This window comes from Streptomyces sp. SM1 (genome assembly GCF_002910825.1).
Classification (GTDB): domain Bacteria; phylum Actinomycetota; class Actinomycetes; order Streptomycetales; family Streptomycetaceae; genus Streptomyces; species Streptomyces okerensis.
This window is the reverse complement of record NZ_NEUB01000768.1, coordinates 22,357-37,943: the sequence shown is the minus strand read 5'-3', so window position 1 is coordinate 37,943 and position 15,587 is coordinate 22,357. Positions and strand designations below refer to the sequence as shown.

Annotated in this window: 19 protein-coding genes; all 19 read right to left on the bottom strand. The window is 67.2% G+C overall.

The window, feature by feature from the left end:
- Window positions 1–338: 338 nt before the first annotated feature.
- Complete coding sequence (locus B9S61_RS23420; RefSeq protein ID WP_146064925.1) at window positions 339–557, bottom strand: hypothetical protein; 219 nt, start codon at window positions 555–557, stop codon at window positions 339–341.
- Between the two features lie 730 nt (window positions 558–1,287).
- A complete protein-coding gene (locus tag B9S61_RS23410; RefSeq protein WP_103544030.1) occupies window positions 1,288–1,596 on the bottom strand; it encodes a hypothetical protein in 309 nt (102 codons plus the stop codon).
- Window positions 1,589–2,272, bottom strand: a complete 684-nt coding sequence (locus tag B9S61_RS23405; RefSeq protein ID WP_103544029.1) for a hypothetical protein — start codon at window positions 2,270–2,272, stop codon at window positions 1,589–1,591. The genes B9S61_RS23410 and B9S61_RS23405 overlap by 8 nt, the downstream gene beginning before the upstream one ends.
- A 23-nt stretch (window positions 2,273–2,295) precedes the next feature.
- Window positions 2,296–2,631, bottom strand: coding sequence for a hypothetical protein (locus tag B9S61_RS23400; protein WP_103544028.1), 336 nt, complete (start codon window positions 2,629–2,631; stop codon window positions 2,296–2,298).
- Between the two features lie 82 nt (window positions 2,632–2,713).
- Window positions 2,714–2,908, bottom strand: a complete 195-nt coding sequence (locus tag B9S61_RS23395; protein ID WP_103544027.1) for a hypothetical protein — start codon at window positions 2,906–2,908, stop codon at window positions 2,714–2,716.
- Window positions 2,909–3,048: 140 nt separating this feature from the next.
- Window positions 3,049–3,501 carry a helix-turn-helix transcriptional regulator gene (locus B9S61_RS43535; protein ID WP_006378846.1) on the bottom strand — a complete coding sequence of 151 codons (453 nt, stop codon included), beginning with the start codon at window positions 3,499–3,501 and terminating at the stop codon, window positions 3,049–3,051.
- A 641-nt stretch (window positions 3,502–4,142) separates the two neighbouring features.
- Window positions 4,143–5,609, bottom strand: a complete 1,467-nt coding sequence (locus tag B9S61_RS41015) for a hypothetical protein (protein ID WP_181007496.1) — start codon at window positions 5,607–5,609, stop codon at window positions 4,143–4,145.
- Between the two features lie 613 nt (window positions 5,610–6,222).
- Window positions 6,223–6,945, bottom strand: a complete 723-nt coding sequence (locus tag B9S61_RS23380) for a hypothetical protein (RefSeq protein ID WP_103544025.1) — start codon at window positions 6,943–6,945, stop codon at window positions 6,223–6,225.
- A 41-nt stretch (window positions 6,946–6,986) separates the two neighbouring features.
- Window positions 6,987–7,172 carry a hypothetical protein gene (locus tag B9S61_RS23375; protein WP_103544024.1) on the bottom strand — a complete coding sequence of 62 codons (186 nt, stop codon included), beginning with the start codon at window positions 7,170–7,172 and terminating at the stop codon, window positions 6,987–6,989.
- 94 nt (window positions 7,173–7,266) lie between these two features.
- Window positions 7,267–8,475 (bottom strand): hypothetical protein, encoded by a 1,209-nt coding sequence (locus B9S61_RS23370; protein ID WP_103544023.1) that lies wholly within the window; start codon window positions 8,473–8,475, stop codon window positions 7,267–7,269.
- Window positions 8,472–8,858, bottom strand: a complete 387-nt coding sequence (locus tag B9S61_RS23365; RefSeq protein WP_030214061.1) for a hypothetical protein — start codon at window positions 8,856–8,858, stop codon at window positions 8,472–8,474. The genes B9S61_RS23370 and B9S61_RS23365 overlap by 4 nt, the downstream gene beginning before the upstream one ends.
- The gene (locus B9S61_RS23360; protein ID WP_103544022.1) at window positions 8,858–9,415 is read right to left on the bottom strand and encodes an HNH endonuclease; all 558 of its coding nucleotides are present in this window, start codon (window positions 9,413–9,415) and stop codon (window positions 8,858–8,860) included. Before B9S61_RS23360 ends, B9S61_RS23365 begins: the two co-directional genes overlap by 1 nt.
- Before the next feature lie 5 nt (window positions 9,416–9,420).
- The gene (locus B9S61_RS41010) at window positions 9,421–9,591 is read right to left on the bottom strand and encodes a hypothetical protein (protein WP_181007495.1); all 171 of its coding nucleotides are present in this window, start codon (window positions 9,589–9,591) and stop codon (window positions 9,421–9,423) included.
- Window positions 9,592–9,687: 96 nt separating this feature from the next.
- Entirely contained in the window at window positions 9,688–10,770 is a 1,083-nt protein-coding gene (locus tag B9S61_RS23355; protein WP_103544021.1) for an AAA family ATPase, read from the bottom strand.
- Window positions 10,697–11,092, bottom strand: a complete 396-nt coding sequence (locus B9S61_RS23350; protein WP_078507328.1) for a hypothetical protein — start codon at window positions 11,090–11,092, stop codon at window positions 10,697–10,699. Before B9S61_RS23350 ends, B9S61_RS23355 begins: the two co-directional genes overlap by 74 nt.
- A gap of 149 nt (window positions 11,093–11,241) precedes the next feature.
- Window positions 11,242–11,655, bottom strand: a complete 414-nt coding sequence (locus B9S61_RS23345) for an SsgA family sporulation/cell division regulator (protein WP_103544019.1) — start codon at window positions 11,653–11,655, stop codon at window positions 11,242–11,244.
- Window positions 11,656–11,940: 285 nt separating this feature from the next.
- On the bottom strand, window positions 11,941–14,739 hold the full coding sequence (locus tag B9S61_RS23335) for a UvrD-helicase domain-containing protein (RefSeq protein WP_103544018.1): 2,799 nt from the start codon (window positions 14,737–14,739) through the stop codon (window positions 11,941–11,943).
- A 316-nt stretch (window positions 14,740–15,055) separates the two neighbouring features.
- Window positions 15,056–15,310: a hypothetical protein gene (locus B9S61_RS41005; protein ID WP_158697438.1), complete on the bottom strand. Its 255-nt coding sequence runs from the start codon at window positions 15,308–15,310 to the stop codon at window positions 15,056–15,058.
- Entirely contained in the window at window positions 15,201–15,482 is a 282-nt protein-coding gene (locus tag B9S61_RS43530; protein WP_103544017.1) for a type I restriction-modification system subunit M N-terminal domain-containing protein, read from the bottom strand. Before B9S61_RS43530 ends, B9S61_RS41005 begins: the two co-directional genes overlap by 110 nt.
- Window positions 15,483–15,587 lie beyond the last annotated feature (105 nt).

The following is a 15,587-nucleotide window of genomic DNA, read 5'->3' as shown; positions in this document are numbered from 1 at the left end:
GCAGTTGAGGGTTGATGGTGAAACTGCGGCCGTCCGAGGTGCGAACGGTGAAGCCCAGGCTGCGGTTGCCTGCGCTGGACCACTGCCAGGCGTCGACGACTTCGGCTCCGAAAGGTGACGCGGACCTTGGTGCTCTTGCGGGGGAGCGCGCGGGTCCTGGCCTCTTCGTCGCTGAGCGCGTGCAGGGGGCGCCGCTTCGGAGCGTGCAACGGTGACCTGGGTGGGGCGCAGACTCGGCACAGGAGTCTTACAGCGGCAGGCGGGGTCCTGCACTTTCTAGGACTTGCGGCAGCGCGAGCGGTACCAGACCAGCGGCGTGGTCTCGGGAAGCCGGGAGGTCATCGCTGGTCTTCCTTCGGCTGCGGGTCGGTGATCGGTGCGAGGTAGCCGTGCATCCGCCGTACGTACTTGATGCTGTGCTCGTCCCACCGGTGCCTGACCGCGACCTCCTGGAGGGTGCGGTCGTCCCAACCGATGAGGATCGCCCACAGGTAGGCGTCGATCCGGTCGACTGTCCAGTCGCGGTGATCCAGGAAGTCGGCCGACGTCCGCATCATGTTGCGGACCGCGGCGATGGCGCTGGATACGCCGCCGAGGGTCTGCCGGTGCCATGTCTTCGACGGCCTCGTACAGCTCGCGCAGGCTGTCCTCGGTGTGCTCCTCCAGCGGGAGCCGGCCGAGCTTCTCAGCGAGCGAGACAGGGGCCTCGAGCTGGCCCGTGGCGAGCAGGAGATGTTCCTCCCACAGGGGGCGCAGGAGACCGCCGTACGTCTGCGGGCGGGACATCCACTCGCATGCGCAGGCCACCATCCACCGTCCGTTGGACAGGTCCACGGTGCGGGGCAGGTGCGCGGTGACGGCATCGAGGTGCTCGGGGCAGATGCTGCCCGTGGCGGGCCCGCGGGTTACCTGCCGCCATCCCTCCCCTGACCACTCGGGGCGGGCCGGCTGGCCGCCGGTGAGCGTGGCGAAGTGGTCGTACTGCTTCAGGCAGCCCCGTGTCAGGCAGGTGCGCAGGCCCATCGTGATGTGCAGACCAGCGAGTTCGCGCCGCAGGTCGACGAGTTCCTCCGGAGTGATCGTGTCTGCGGTCGGCTGATCGGTCACGCGCTGGTCCTTTCGCAGGTGGGGTGGCGGTGGGCGGCGGTGCCGATGGCGTGCGGGTAGTCGTAGAGGCCGGGCATGGGCTTCCACGTCTCGCCATGCGCCCCGCATGTTTGCAGCGCCAGCGTTCGCCGCCGTCGATCTCCTCGAGGTCGAACGTCCCTCCGTATCGAGGCTGGTGCTTCAGTCGGCTCCCGGAGCAGAGCCAGGGAACTCGCGCACGACGGAGACCAGGAGCGGCACGAGGGTGTCGAACGGGCCAGCTGCGTGCTGTTTCCCGTGCGGGGAGGCACTGTGGAAAAGAGCAACAGGGGCCTCCGGCAGGGTTCCGGACTCGCCGCACTTGGGGCACGCCCAGGTCCAGCCGACGACGGGAGCGTGGACGATCTGGCCGTCCTGGATGATCCAGTCGAAGCGGTCGGCCAGCCTGTGCTCGTCGGAGGCGACGGAATCGGCGTCGAACAGCTCGTCGGGCACGGTGAGTTCAGGCATCGGTGGGCTCCTCTCGGCTGGTAGTGGGCCCCGGCAGCGCCGGGGCATCGAATGACGAGCTTTCGATGGAGGGCTCGGCACCCGTCAGCCGGACAACCTCCAGGACGTGGGCCTCGATGTCGGCGCGGGCCTGGGCGACGACCTGCTCGCCGGCCTCCACGAGTGAGTCGACGGTGAACTGGGCGTTGCTGCCCGCACCGGCGACGGCGTTCTCCAGTGCGTTGAGTGCCCCCTTGGTGGCTCTCACGCCCTTCTTCTCGTGGATCGCCTCGTGCAGTGCCGCCGTGGCGGCCTTGACACGGGCGTACATCCGGTCGGTGACCTCGCGGACCTCCCGCAGGCTCTCGGCGGTGCGGGGCTGATGAGGGATCTCGGGCACGAAGGCGTCGTGCTCGGTACACCGGATGGTCACCGGCACGCCGCTGCCGAGCCCCACGGAGGACACGAGCGAGCCCCATTGCGCGAGGCTCATCTCGATCTCCACGAGCTCTCGGCCTGGATGAACCCAGTCGTGGTTGAGGTCGCGTTTGCGCGTGGCCTGGTGGACCGAGAGCGAGATGGTCTCGTTGTGGAGCAGGTCGGACTGGAACAGCGAACGACCTCCGCCGCTCCTCCGTGTCACGACCGCGACGCCGAAGGCGGGGTGGATCTCATCGCCCTGCGCTGCGTCAATCACTGGGTCCTGGACAGGACGGCGGCTCATGACTGCACCGCCTCAGTCGTCGGGTGGCTGCTCCGCCGTCGCGGACGGCCGCGCGCGCGGAAGCCGCGCACGTCGGCGTCGTACATTTCCACCTCGTACGAACGGCCGCCGCAGAGCTTCTCGGCCCAGTAGTGCACGTCGATGCTCGGCGCGCCGTCGGAGTAGTGGCTCTGCCAGGTGGTGATGTCCCAGGACCAGATGCGCGTGCCGGGCTTCTGGATCCGCAGATGGCGGTAGAGGCCGTCATCGTGGAGCACCACGAGCTGGTGCTCGGCGGTTTCGCGCAGGAAGTCCGCGTAGGCGTGGGCGTAGGGGTTGGTCGGCTTGGTCATGATGAGTGTGCTGCGCTTTCTCTGACGTGCGGTGGGATGTTGTGGGGAGGCGGCGAGCACGACGGCATGACGAAGCCGGGGCTCAGCTGACCGGCACGCTCTGCTTCTCCTGGGCCGGGAGCGTGGCGAGGACGGCGTCGGCCACTTCCTTCGCGGGGGTGTCGAGCGGCATCTCGCGCTTGTACCCGTGGCCCCATGAGAAGCCCTGGAACTCCGCGGTGTCGGTGAGCGTGGTCGCCTCGATGGGATACGAGCCGTCCGGGGGCCAGGCGTTCACAGTGGCGCTGTGAAACTGGCAGCCGCCGCACCATGCCCGCCGGCGCAGCGGCTGGGTACTCGTCGTCGGGGCGCCGGATTTCGACGAGGTGGACCGGGCGCTCGGTGCTGTCTGCGGGCGCCAGGTGCGGGAGAGGGGCGTCAACGGTCGTCATCCAGGGGTTCCAGGACGTCGGCCGCCGTGATGTCGCCCCGGATCAGCAGGAGGGCGACAGCGTGGGCCCGGTCGTGCGTGCCGGTCTTCTTGTAGATGCGCCGCAGGTGGGTCTTGATCGTGTCCTCGGAGAGGAACAGGTCCACGCCGGTCTTCGCGTTGGACATGCCGCGCGCCACGCGGACGATGACCTGCTTCTCGCGGCCGGTGAGCGGGTGCGTCAGCGAGGGCGGGAGCATCCCCAGGTCGCGCAGGTGGCCGCGCCTGCCCCGGTGGAACGCCGCCTCCAAGTGGGGCATGACGGCCCGCAGGTAGGTGGCGACGACGTTGCGCTGCGACAGCCAGGCCGCCCGCGTCTTCTCTGTGGCGTCGGCCAGGTCGTGGGTCAGTTCCTCGCGCCAGGTCGGGGGGCGCGTCTCGGTGGGTTGGGCTAAGGACATATCAGCGCTCCTTGCGCTTACGGAACTTCGAGAATTGCTGGCCGCGCGGGCATCGAGTCGGCCAGGGCTTGGGCCGCCTCGGGGCGGCAGTTGGGACAAGGGCGTTTCGTCTGGTGGGTGACGGGCTGGCTGTCCCGGGTACGGTCGGCTGTCGGCGCCGCGCTCGGGCTCCTGCTCGACGGTGTCGATCCAGCCCGCCACGCACGGAGGCTCGTGCGTGCACCTGCACTCGGCCCACGGGTACGGTTCCCGGCTAGCCGAAGTGGTGCTCTGCGGGCGGTGGGGCCGCTGGAGGCCGGGAGCCGGGGACGTAGTCGGGGGTCACTCACGGGTCGTCAGCCGTGCGCGGCTGCCGCTCGAACGTCGGCGGCCCTTCCAGCTCTCACTGCAAGGTGCCGAGCGTCACGGGCTTGCCCGCCTCGGCGAGGACCTTGAGGGCGCGGGTGATGCGCGGTTCGAAGCACGCAACGCCTTCGGCTTCAGGAATCGACGAGCCAACCAGCGCCTGCGCTCACGCTGTGCGACCACTCGTCGCAGCCGACGGGAGGCGCACCCCCACTATCGGTATCCGGCGGCGGGGCAGCGCGAAGCTGGTGCGCGTGCCGGTGCGTGGCCGGAGTCCGGGCGCGCCTCAGCCGGGGCTAGACAGGGGCCGAGGCCGGTTTCACACCTCCTCGGCGTCCCAGGCCGTACGCGATGCGGAACGGATCGGGCATGTCCCAGGACCCATCGGTACTGGGGTGCACGACGCCAGCAGCAGTGAGCTCTTCGAGGAGGTCGTGGTAGCGGGCTAGGTGCCGCATGCCGCCGGGGTACGGGTCCGCCGTGCGGGAGCCGAGACGTCGAAGACGGTCTGGCAGGCACGCGTGGTCCCACTGGGCGATGACCTGGTCGGATTCGATCGGCAGCTGCTGCCCGGCCAGCGGAGCGAGTGCCGCCCGCACCCATGGCATGGCCTGCTCGACTTCTGCGGCGCGGGCACGTGCTCCCTCCGGCACGCCCCGGCGGATGTCCCGGTGGTGAAGGGCGCGCGGGTGGTCGGGGTGATCGTCCAGGGCGTGGCGCACGGCCTGCCTCAGTGCGATGAGGAACGGGCGCGGGCTGATTCCGCCGACACCGTCCTGGAGATGCGTGAGCATGAACCGGTACGTGGAGCCCTTGCGGGCGGTCGCGCCCATGTACGGGTCCGCGATCACGGTGAAGAGGCGTTCCTGCGCGGCGGGATCGGAGGTCAGTTGCTCGGGCGCGCTGAAGCGACCGTCGGGGGTGAGCCTCCAGCCCGGGGTCAGAGAACGGAAGGCGGCGGCACCTTCACTGGGGTGGTTCGCCAGGAGCTGGAAGAACAGCCCGTAGAGGTGCGTTCCGGTCACCTGGCCCCAGTGGTCCGGCGTGCTCCAGTTCAAGTCGGTCGTACGCAGAGCACGTCGGGCCTCGGACCTGAGCGCCCACAGGGCCGCGTCGAGGGTGTCGGGGCGCAGGAAGACCTTCGCCCTCACGCGCGGCCCGAGGCGGGCCAGGTCGGCAGCGAGCTGGAGGACTCCGGAGGCGAGGCGGTCCGTAATGCGCTGATCGGGGTGGAGACGGTCCAAGCTGTCGAAGACAACCAGATGAGTGTGGCCCTGCGAGTTCAGGTCGGCCACGGCCTGGCGCAGGGCGTCGGGGTTACGCAGCAACCACTGCGCGCGGTCGCGCCAGCTGGGCAGGTGTGTGAGGTCGCAGACGCCCAGGGCGGTCAGGGCGACAGCGGTCCACACCGTCACGGGGCGGATTCCTTCGCCGATCAGTGCCTCCAGCTCCGGCGCGGCCGGATAGCCGTCGCTGTCTCCTGCGGCCCCTGGGGCGGAGATCACCCGGGTATCCTCCAGGCGCGGCATCTTCAGGTCATAGGCGGCTGCCGCACGGAGGTCAGGGTCGGTCAGGACCCGGGCCCACAACGTCTTGCCGACTCCGGGACCGCCTCGGACCACGCTGCTGTCGATGAACAGCGCGGGGCGGCAGCCGGGCGTGTAGAGCATGGAGGCCGGCAGTGTGGCGGCGTCGCGGGTCAACGCTGTGGTGAGCGCGTCATGTATGAGCGTGCGCAACTGGCCGGGGGTGGGGAGCGTCATCACAGGGTCTTCCTTCCAGTAGGAGCGTGCAGCACGCGGGCGTGGTGGTCGCCAGCGGGCGATCAGTCGAAATCCGTCTCGGACAGCCATTGGGAGCAGCCCTCCCGCAAGAACCAGCCGCGCACGTTGGCGTCGTGAACCTGGGGTGCTGCATCCCGTGTCGGTCGCGGGTGCGTTGTGACGTCAGTCGTCGTTGGTGGCGGGCGGGATCGGTACGACTGTTTCGCCGCCTTGGTCGACCCATATGCGCCGGGCCCGGTCTGCTCCGTTTCCACAGCTGCGGCATACAGGGCGTCCGGGGTCACGTGGAGAGTGGTCATGGGCGCGGACATGCGTCGGGGTGGTGGTCACTGGCACACCGGCGCCGGTTTTCCCGTCCCTGATGGCCCGATTTCGGCGGATTCTCCGGCGCCGGCTGGTGGCTCGCCCTGAAGCTCCGGGTCATCCCATACCACCTACTCGTGCCGGAAGGTGCCCTTGTTGGTGGGCTCCCTGGTCGCTTCCGGTAGCCGAACTCCTCCACCGGCGGCCTGGGGGTCTCGTATCCGGCCTCTTCGAGGGGTGGTTGAGCTGGTTGACCAAGTGCTGCAGATTATGGGTCGTGCGAGCGCTGTCAGTCCTCGCTCTCGTCTTCGCCGGCCTTGCCGATCTCTTCGACGATGTACGCCGAGAGGAACTTGCTCGACAGCGGGTCGAGGCCGTACCGCTCTGACCAGCGCTTGAGGTACTCGACGGGCTCAGCGTTGCCGGGTTCGTCACGCACCTTGCCGATGGCCTCGGCGATCCACTTGAGGGTGTCCGTGCCGGGCCACTCCGGCGAGGTGCCCAGGCCGAGCGCGATCGCGTCGACCACATCGGTGTCAGTGAGGGGCGCGCTGGCCCCGCGGCTGTTCGCGTGGGAGAGCGGCTGCTCGTAGTCCGGGATGAAGCCCATGGCGAGGATCACGCTCTCGGGCAGCTTGTAGGCGTCCCAGATCGCTTGGGTCACGTTCGTGGGGGTGTCGCCGTTGGAGAGCCCGCCGGAGATATAGAGCCTGTAGTCGGCGACCGTGAGGAATGTCGTCTCACGGGAGTCGAGGGCCATTTCGAGGTTGTTGATGATGACGAGCCCGGCGCGCCGGGCGTACTCGATGAGCACTGCGCCGTTCTCGTCGAAGAGGTCGGACTCGTCGTCCAGATCCGGTAGCAGCTCCTCCAGCTCAGTTCCGGGCTCGTCGAAGGTGAAGAGCGAGGGATCTTCGATCTTCTCGAGCAGCTGACGGCCTCGGTCGAAGTTCGGCGGTTCGGTGCTTCCGGCCGGGAAGGCGATGGTGGCGGTGAGCATGCTCGCGCCCATGATGATCTGCTCCTTCAGGATGGAAGAATTAGTGGGTCGAATCAGTCCTGGATCCAGCGGAGGACGTCGTCGACGTCCTGGTCGCAGCTGGCCTTGATCGCCTGGCGCGGGGTCGCGCCGGGGTTCTCGAGGTAGTGCAGCGCGGCGCTGTCGATGAGGTTGGCCGCGTCACGTACCTGCTCGTTCTCGGGCGCGAGATCGCTCACGTCGTTGGCGGCGCGGCTCATGGCGTCGCTGATGCGCTCCTGGAAGAAGGCGGCCTTCGCGCCGGTGGAGCCGTCGAGGCCCTTCGCTGAGGATCGTGCGGGTCGTGCGGCTGGCTCACCGGTCCTCCCCCGCGGTGTCGCCGGTAGTGCGCGACGGCGCATCGGCGTGCGCCACGGGGGAGACGTCCGGGTACGCCGCCTCCGTCTCGGTGACGTCGGTCCAGCCGTCGTGCTTCCAGTTCTCGGGGCTCATTCCGTGCACGGTCGCGGTTCCGTCTTGGCGGGCGAGGTAGCCGACCGCGTGGACCTGGCCGTTGTGGGGCGCGGGGGCTACGGCGAGGCACTGGAACATCCAGCGTCCGCGCTGATAGGTGCGCTCCGGCTGGAAGAAGTCGGGAGCGGCCGGGGCCTCCGGCGCGTCCTGGCTGTTCGGGCCCGGCACATACGGGATCTCTCCGCCGAGCCGAGTGGCGACTTCATCGACCGAAGCCAGTTCACTGATCTGCTCTACCAGCGTTCCAATCTCATCCGGCTCACCCGTCAACGCGAGTTCTCCGAGGTCCTCCAGCTTGGTCACCAGGTCATACGACGTCTCCTGGCGCAGCGCCAGGGCGAGAGCAACGAACGTTGCCGCCCGGCACTGGGCGTTGGCCGTCTTCAGCGCGGCGATTCGCTGGGTGAGGTCCTGACTCTGTGCCGGGCCTCGACTGAATCGAGCCCGCAGCCGCTCCAGCTCGGCGATCTCGCCCGGTGCGAGCCAGGCCGCGACCTTCCGGCGCGTCTCTGGGTCGAAGCACAGCGCCACGGGCCGCCCGTCCTCGGTGACCGCGCCGACCGTGAAGACCGGCTCTTCCTCCGAGGCGGGCTCCATGGCGACGTCGTACCGCGACACGACCAGCGGTTCGTGCTCTGGGCGGCTTCCCTTCTCCTTGGCCATGGCCTGGACGATCACCCGGCAACGGCGCCACGCGTCGGCATAGGAACCGGCGTTGAACGTGCCCTTCAACTCGTCGGGTAGCTTCATCGCGGCGAACTGCTCGTCGACCTCGCGCAGGACCGAGACGCGATCGAGGCGGCGCAGCGCGGCAACGATAGTCTCGGTCGACGGCATGCCGGTGTCGACGAACTCAACATCGGGGTCCATGTAGGCGGCAGCCCACACCGACCAACCCCTCGCGGTGCCGACCTCGCGGATCTTCACGGACCACTCGCGCAGCAACTCTGCGTCGGAAGCCGCCACCAGCGCTTCGGACGTCTGGGGGGCGGCGTCGTGCCGCTCGGCCCACTGTCGGAGGATCCCGATGAGTGTGTCGCGGGCGCTCACTGGGTCTTACCTCCCTCGGCTTCGTCGAGGATGAGCGCGGCGGCCTGTTTGGCGGACAGCAGTCCGTTCCGCTCGGACACGGCGCGGCGGATCCGCTCGGCCTCGGCCGTGTGGCCATGGGCGTCGAGCAGCTCGGCGGCGTGCGTGCCGTGCATGCCCCGCCGGGTCTTGGTGGCGTCGAGGATGAGGCGGACGGCTGGGTTGCCGTCGATCCGGGCCTGGTTCCATGCGGCGGAACGTCCTTGGTGCACCTGGGAGTTGCGGGCGCGGGTGCCGCCGTGGCTCGTGCACAGTTCGCCGGCCGCCGAGCCGCAGTCCGGGCAGGCGACGGCGAGCGGCGGCAGGTTCTCACGCTGCCAGTCGTTCGGGGTCAGGTCGGTCATCAGGAATCCTTCGGAGTGCAGTAGGGGGCGCCGGGGCAGGGGCCGAAGCCGTTGTGCTGCGAGCACTGGAGCTGTGACGGATTCGGGCCGCCGTCCTCGGCGGGGTCGATCAGTTCCGAGGCCCTGCGCATTCCGACCTCGTACTCCTCGCGCTCGTAACGGCCGAACGAGTCGCGACGGCTCCAGGAGTCGTCCGCGTATCTCTTGCGCCGGCGCGCGAGACGCCAGCGGTAGAGGGGGCTCGGCACACGGTTGGACTTCCGCCGGTTGTGCCGGCGGCAGAGCATCTGGCCGTTCCACAGTTCAGTCGCCCCGCCGCGGCTCCAGGGGTGTATGTGATCGGCCTCAGTTCCCGGTGCCGGGCACCGGAACCAGAGGGGCGGCTTGTGCTCGCACCGGCCGTTGGCCTGGCGGATGAGCTGCTGCTTCTGGGGCCAGCTGAAGAGCCGGGTGGGATCACGCCAACGCCGCTTACGGCCAACGCCGATGGCGAGACACAGGACACCGAGCGCAGCGACGGCCAGGCAGGCGAGCAGCACAGTCGGATCTGGCTGCATAGCGCTCAGTGCAGGTCGTTGCCGAAGGAGATCAGCTCACGCCTGGTCACCCGGAACAGATCCTCGGAGTCGATGGCCGTGACGAGACTGACCTTGCCGAGGCAAAGGTTGGCCCTTCGGGGCTCACGATGCTCTGCGCCGGGGCGGGGCTCGGAGACGATGCGGTACTCGGGCATGGTCGAAGGCTGCTTTCTGTACAGGAACGCGTGAGCCGGACAGCGAACCGCCGAGGAGACTGGAGTGGCGCCTCGGCGGTTCAGATGGGGGCGTCCTCAGAAGTCGATGGAGTACTTCGGGGGACGGCGCAGGATCACCGCGGCGGCACGCAGGTCCTTCTCGTCGTCGGGCGACCTGTCGTCCTCGTCACGGAGGTCGGTGAGCGTGAAGGCACCATCCGGGAGCTGGTAGCCGTCCTCGGACGGGACGGCGTCGCGCATGCGGAACTGCAGCCCGATGCCGGTGTCCCAGTCGTTGATGGTCTGTAGGCTGTCGCTGTTGAACAGATCGACACGACCGTCGAAGACGTCGGTGTCGCCGTTCTTCCAGGTGATGTGGGCCTCGATCCGCGAGCCGGCGTGTTCGCTGCGCTTGATATTCAGGTCACCGATCACCTCGGCGAACGACTCTCCCAGGCGCAGCTCGAAGGCGATCGCCCGCAGGTGGTCGAAGTTGATGTCGTACTTCCGGGAGAAGTCGACGATCTCGGCCACTTGCTTCTCGGCTACTCCGGGCACCTGGTCGCGCAGGTAGGTGGCCACCGTCTCGGGCTCGGGGTAGGCGAAGCGCATGTGGTAGTGGAAGCGGCCGGGGCGGTTGAGCATGTAGTCGTTGACGCGGTGCAGCTCGTTGACCGACAGGACGTAGAGGCGCTTCGTCGTGCTCAGCCCGTCGAACAGACTCAGGAACTGGTTCTGCGACTCATCGTCCTCGTTGGAGAAGATCTTCTCGAACTCGTCGAAGACGACGACGACTTCGCCCAGCTCGTCGAGGAAGGCTGCCAGCCCCGGTGTGTCGTGGTGTACGAGCACGGTGGGCAGGTGGTGCTCCTCGCGCATCCGCTCGGCGAGCAGGCGGAGCATGAGGCTCTTACCCATGCCCTTGTCGCCGGAGAGGATGACGCCGAGCGAGCGGTCCATGGCGGAGTAGCCGGTGACGATCCTCCGTACACGGGAGGCGTGGCTGCCATAGACGGTCTCTCCGGCGCATGCCAGCGGCTCCGTCTGGCGCAGGCTGTAGCCGGTCGTCTGAGAGAAGGCGATCGTGTAGGTGGCCACGGGCAGGTCAGCGAAGGTCTGCACGGAGTCCCCGTAGAGGCGGAACTCCCCGCCGGAGGCGACGATCGTGGATGCGGGCATGAAGACTTCTCGCTTTCGCGGGAGTTGAGTGGATGGAGATGGCGGCGGACCAGCGGATCGGAAGCCCCCTGTTGTCCGAGGGCAATAGGGAGGTGCCCCAGGGAGTTGTGCAGCTCCGCGATGCCACCCTGGTGAGCGCCGAGTGCGACGACGACGAAACTCTGGGAGCGGCGGAACAAGCCGCCTCGCGTGAGGGTGTGTATTCCGCCGGAGAAGAAGCCGCGCCGACCGGGACCTTGCCGTCGTCGTCGAGGTGTGCCGACAGGCTGAGGATCTGGTCGCTCAGCCGCTGGACGGTGCCGTCGGTGAAGTAGTTCTTCATGAAGTAGGAGCGGTCGATCACGAGGTAGACGGCGGCGCGGTCGCCGAGGCCGCCGCTTTTGCGGAGGCTGCTGCGCGCCGCTCGTGTGACATGGCGGCGCGGGTCTTCTTGCGCTGGGCCCGTTGCGGGCGTGCGGGGCGGTGTTTGGCTCAGTGGGTCAGAAGCTCGTCGAGGAAGCTGTCGATATCGACGGTTTCAGACTCCCGGCCTGCGGGGATGACCTCGAAGGTCTTGGCGAGCCATGCCTTCACGGAAGCTGCCGGCCCTTCAAGGCAGGCGTATCCGCCGGGGGATTCCAGTTCGATGCTGAAGCAGCGGTTTCGGTGAGGACCGATCGGAGTGATCTTCACGTCCCCGATGCCAGCGGGTGTGATGAGGCCCTGGTCGAGCAGTTCCCGGGCGAACGTCCACCGGACCACCTCGTCGGGCGTGACGTCAAAGGAGAACTGCACCGCGTACGGGTCGGAGTCCGTGTAGTACAGCCGCACGGGGACGAAGACACGCGCGTCCGGGCCGGCCACGAGCGTCATGCGGATCTTCAGTTCCAGGCCGGGAAAGTCCATGGGTGGATTCCTGTTCTTCGGCGGGAAAGCGTGGTGGAGGCGGGAGGCAGGCCCGGCGCTGCTCAAACACCGCCGTTCCGCCTAGCTAGGTCGCTGTGCGGGAGGGGGACATGGCGGGTGCGGCTTGCTGCGCCTGGCGTTCTGCCAGGGCGTTGATGGCGAAGAGGACCTCGCCCTGGATGGCCCATTGGACGAGGTAGGTTTGTGCAATGCGGAAGACCGCAGGGGCGGGTGTCTCGCTCGTCGAGAACACCCGCCCCTGCGGCATGGGGTGGCGGCGGTTGGTCAGACGGCCGCAGTGACCGCAGAGCGATCTTCGGTGTTGCCGGGAGCAGCGCTGTCGTTGTCGTCCAAGAAGTCCGGATCGATGCCGAGGGCGCGAGCGGCGTTCCTCTTGTCGCGCTCGGTCAGAGCCGTCACGATCTGCTCGTAACTGCTCTGGATCGGCGGGTTCTTCACGGTGCCGTAGCCGAGTACGTACTGGCTCTTCATGGCACGGGTAAAGGCGACGTAGAACATCCGCTTGACGTCCTGGGTCATCTTCGTGTCCTCCCTGTAGAGGACGACAACGTTGTCGAATTCGAGACCCTTGGCACCGTGGATCGTCGAAACGACCAGGTCGGCCTTGGACTCGAGGTTCTTCCGCTTGCGCTCCTGGTTCTTCTGCTTGTTGATGTTCAGCTTCTGCTGGTTCCGCCGAATCTCGAAGGAGAGCAGGTTGTCGCGCAGCCGATCGAAGAACGCCACGTGCGTGAGCGTGCCCTGGTGGCAGAGCGTGACCCAGCCGTTGATGGTCGCGCTGTTCTCGATCCACCACTCGGAGATCGTGCGCAGGATCGCCTTCTCAACGTTGGCGTTGGCAGCGTTCTTTGTCAGCTTGCCCATGTTGTCCTTGATCCCCTGGGAGACCACGAACGCGGCGTTGGCCGGCGGTGCCTGCAGGACGTCGTTCCAGAAGAACTTGATGTACTTCGAGAAGATGTCCGTGGCGTAGACCCGATCGCTGACCAGAGAGGCGACGTGGCGGTCCGGGTAGCGCTTTTCGAGCACATCCTGGATCAAGGACACCTCGCGGCGCGAGTAGGCCAGGAAAGCCACCTGCTCGCCCCGGTCCAGGCACTTGTCCACGTAGTCGGGGATGACCGTGTTACGCACGATCGCCTGCAGGTCCTGGGTGACGAACCCGGTGAGTCTGGCCACCTCGCGGTACTCCAGGGTGACCTTCTCCTGGAACGAGTCGGCCGTAGGCATGGCGAGCGAGTTCGCCTGCAGCTGGATGTTGGCGAACTGGTTCGTCTCCAGGCCGCCGAGCACGACGTTCGCGAAGTCCAGGATCTCCTGGTTGCTCCGGTAGTTCGTCGTGAGCTTGAAAGTCGCGAAGACCCCCGAGCCCTCCAGCGTGTTGAGCGCGCGCGGGTTCGCTGAGCGGAACTCGTACAGCGTCTGCGAGGCATCGCCGACGATGAACAGGGACTGAGCGTGCTTGGTGATGTACTTCAGCACGTAGATGAACTCAAACACGCTGTTGTCCTGCACCTCGTCGATGATGAGGTACTTCGACTGCACGTGGGCCGGCTCGGCCATGTCGTCGATCTTCTGGTAGCAGATGATGATCTGCAGCTCCAGCGACGTCTGCTCGATGCGGTCGAGCAGGGCGATCACCTCGTCGAAGTGGCTCTCGACGAAGGTGTTCAGGGCCGTGAAGGCACCGGTCCTGTTCTGGTCGACCTCCAGCAGGCGGTGGCGGAACGTCGCCGCGAACTGGCTGTTCGGGTAGAAGATGTCGATCGAGTTGATGATGGTGTCGATGGCCGAGACCTTGTGCCTCGGGTGGTTCATCGAGTAGATGTCGATGATCATCTTGGCGATCGTCATCGAGCCGACGTCCGGGTTCTTCTCCGTGATGTTGTCGGCTGCGGCGTTGGTGAACGAGAGCACCGTGATGTCCGAGGCGGGGACGCCGCAGGCTTCGAGGTACTTAATCCGTTCGAGGATCACGGTCGACTTGCCGGTGCCGGCTCCCGCCTGCGTCATCACCAGCGGCTCGTGCGTGGTGAGCGCGTCGAGCTGCTGCTTGGACAGGTGGGGCGGCAGATTCGGAGGCGTGGCCGGCTGCGCAGGCACGATCAGCTGAGGCTTCATCTGCTCCAGGTGGTCGAGCGTGCGGTTCATCAGCAGGCTGAGGTTCTGCTTCGACAGCTTCGTGGCGATCCGGTCGGAGAAGGTCGCATCCAGCTGCTTGTGGATCTGGCGGTAGGCCTCCAGCGGGACGTTGTAGTTCTCCAGGTAGCGCAGCTGGACGGCGAGCATATTCAGCTGCTGCTCCGTCGGGCCCGCGGGCATGTCCTGGATGTAGCGGCAGACCTCGTCGGCAACCACCTCGGAGTCCCAGATCTGGGCCAGGCGCGTGATGCGCTCGTAGATCGAGTACTGGCGCATCCACTCGTCAAACTCATCGCCGAGATTGGAGGCCGTCAGGCCGGCGGATGTGAGCACGTCCTGGACGTAGCCACGGGCGTTCTCCAGCGGGCTGGTGTCCCACTGCAGGAAGACGGCGGCGTCGTGGTTGCCGTAGCCGGCCGAGCGCGAGACAGCGGTCGCGTACTCCGGGTCGGGCAGCCCATTCTTGAAGAAGTACAGCTCCATCCGGTACTGGATGACGAGGTCGCGCGTGGACTTGCCGCCGGACTTGTCCTCGTAGAACACGAGCGCCTGCGGGGTCATGTCGAAGGCGACGTCCCAGTCGTCGAATCGGCTGGACGCGGTGTCGACAGCGAAGCGGTCGTCGGCGTGCGGGCTCGGCAAGGTGAAGGACCCGCCGGCGTTCAGAGCGCGGCGCGTGATCGGCGCGAGCGGGATCGACGTCGTGGTGATGTCATGCTGCGTCGAGCTCTGCTTGACCTCGATATCGGTGGCCATGGCGTAGGCGGTGTTGGTGGCAGTGTTGATCGGCAGCAAGGACTCGTTGAGCAGGCCGATCTTCTTGCCGTTGCCGGTGAGCTTCGAGGAGAAGAACTTCGGGTCGACGGCCTTCTGAGCAACGGCATTGGCCGAGAGGTCGAGGTCATCAAGCAGGACAGGCATGTCGCTGCCTTTCTTGAGTGGATTGAGAGGCGGATTGATAGAAGGCATGAATCACGCCGCATAGCAATTCCGATAAGAGATTAACAGCAAGTCGAATGCTCGAAGGTGAGCGAAGAGCGCAGCGACAGGGCTGGGCCATGGGGGCGCAGGTACGAACACGGGCGGGGCTCTCGTCAGCCGACGAGCCCCGCCCGTGTTCCTCTCAACCCACCCGTCAGGGGCCGTTAGGCCCCTGAGTCCGGGGTATGTGGCGAAGCCACGCCCCGGACACCGCGCGCTACCCAGGCGCGCGGTCGTTCATCAGCGGCAACTCACCTCACGTCGAGGTCGACTCCGAGCGGCGCCGGTCGGTTCCATCGACGGCAGCATCGTCGGCATCGAGATCCCAGGGACAGGCCGTGACGAGGGATCCTGCGGGATCGACCTCGATCAGGCCAAGCATGAGGCCCAGTTCGCGGAGTTCATCGGTGCTCCGGACATGGGCGGTGAGGTTCGTTCGGGCCGCGGCGGAGAGCTCCATGGCTCGCTTTCGATGCTCTTGGAGCAGAGGTTTGGGGAGCATGGTGGACATGGCTGTCCCCTTTCTGAGCAATGAGGGCGTGGGGGCGAGGTACGTCGCTGGCGTGCTTCAGGAAGACGAACGGCAGCAGATAGTCCTGAGATTGGTGCGGGCTCAGCGGGCCGCGCAGCACCTCGGCGGCGCCCAGCAGGTGCCTCTCGAGCTGAGAGAGCGACAGTGGCATGACGGACGTCCTTTGCACGGCCCATGGGCAGTGGAATCAGTGGTGCCCGGCCGGGAGGCGGGGCGCCGAAGTCGTCTGGTGGGGAAGGGCGGTCCGGCCAGGTGC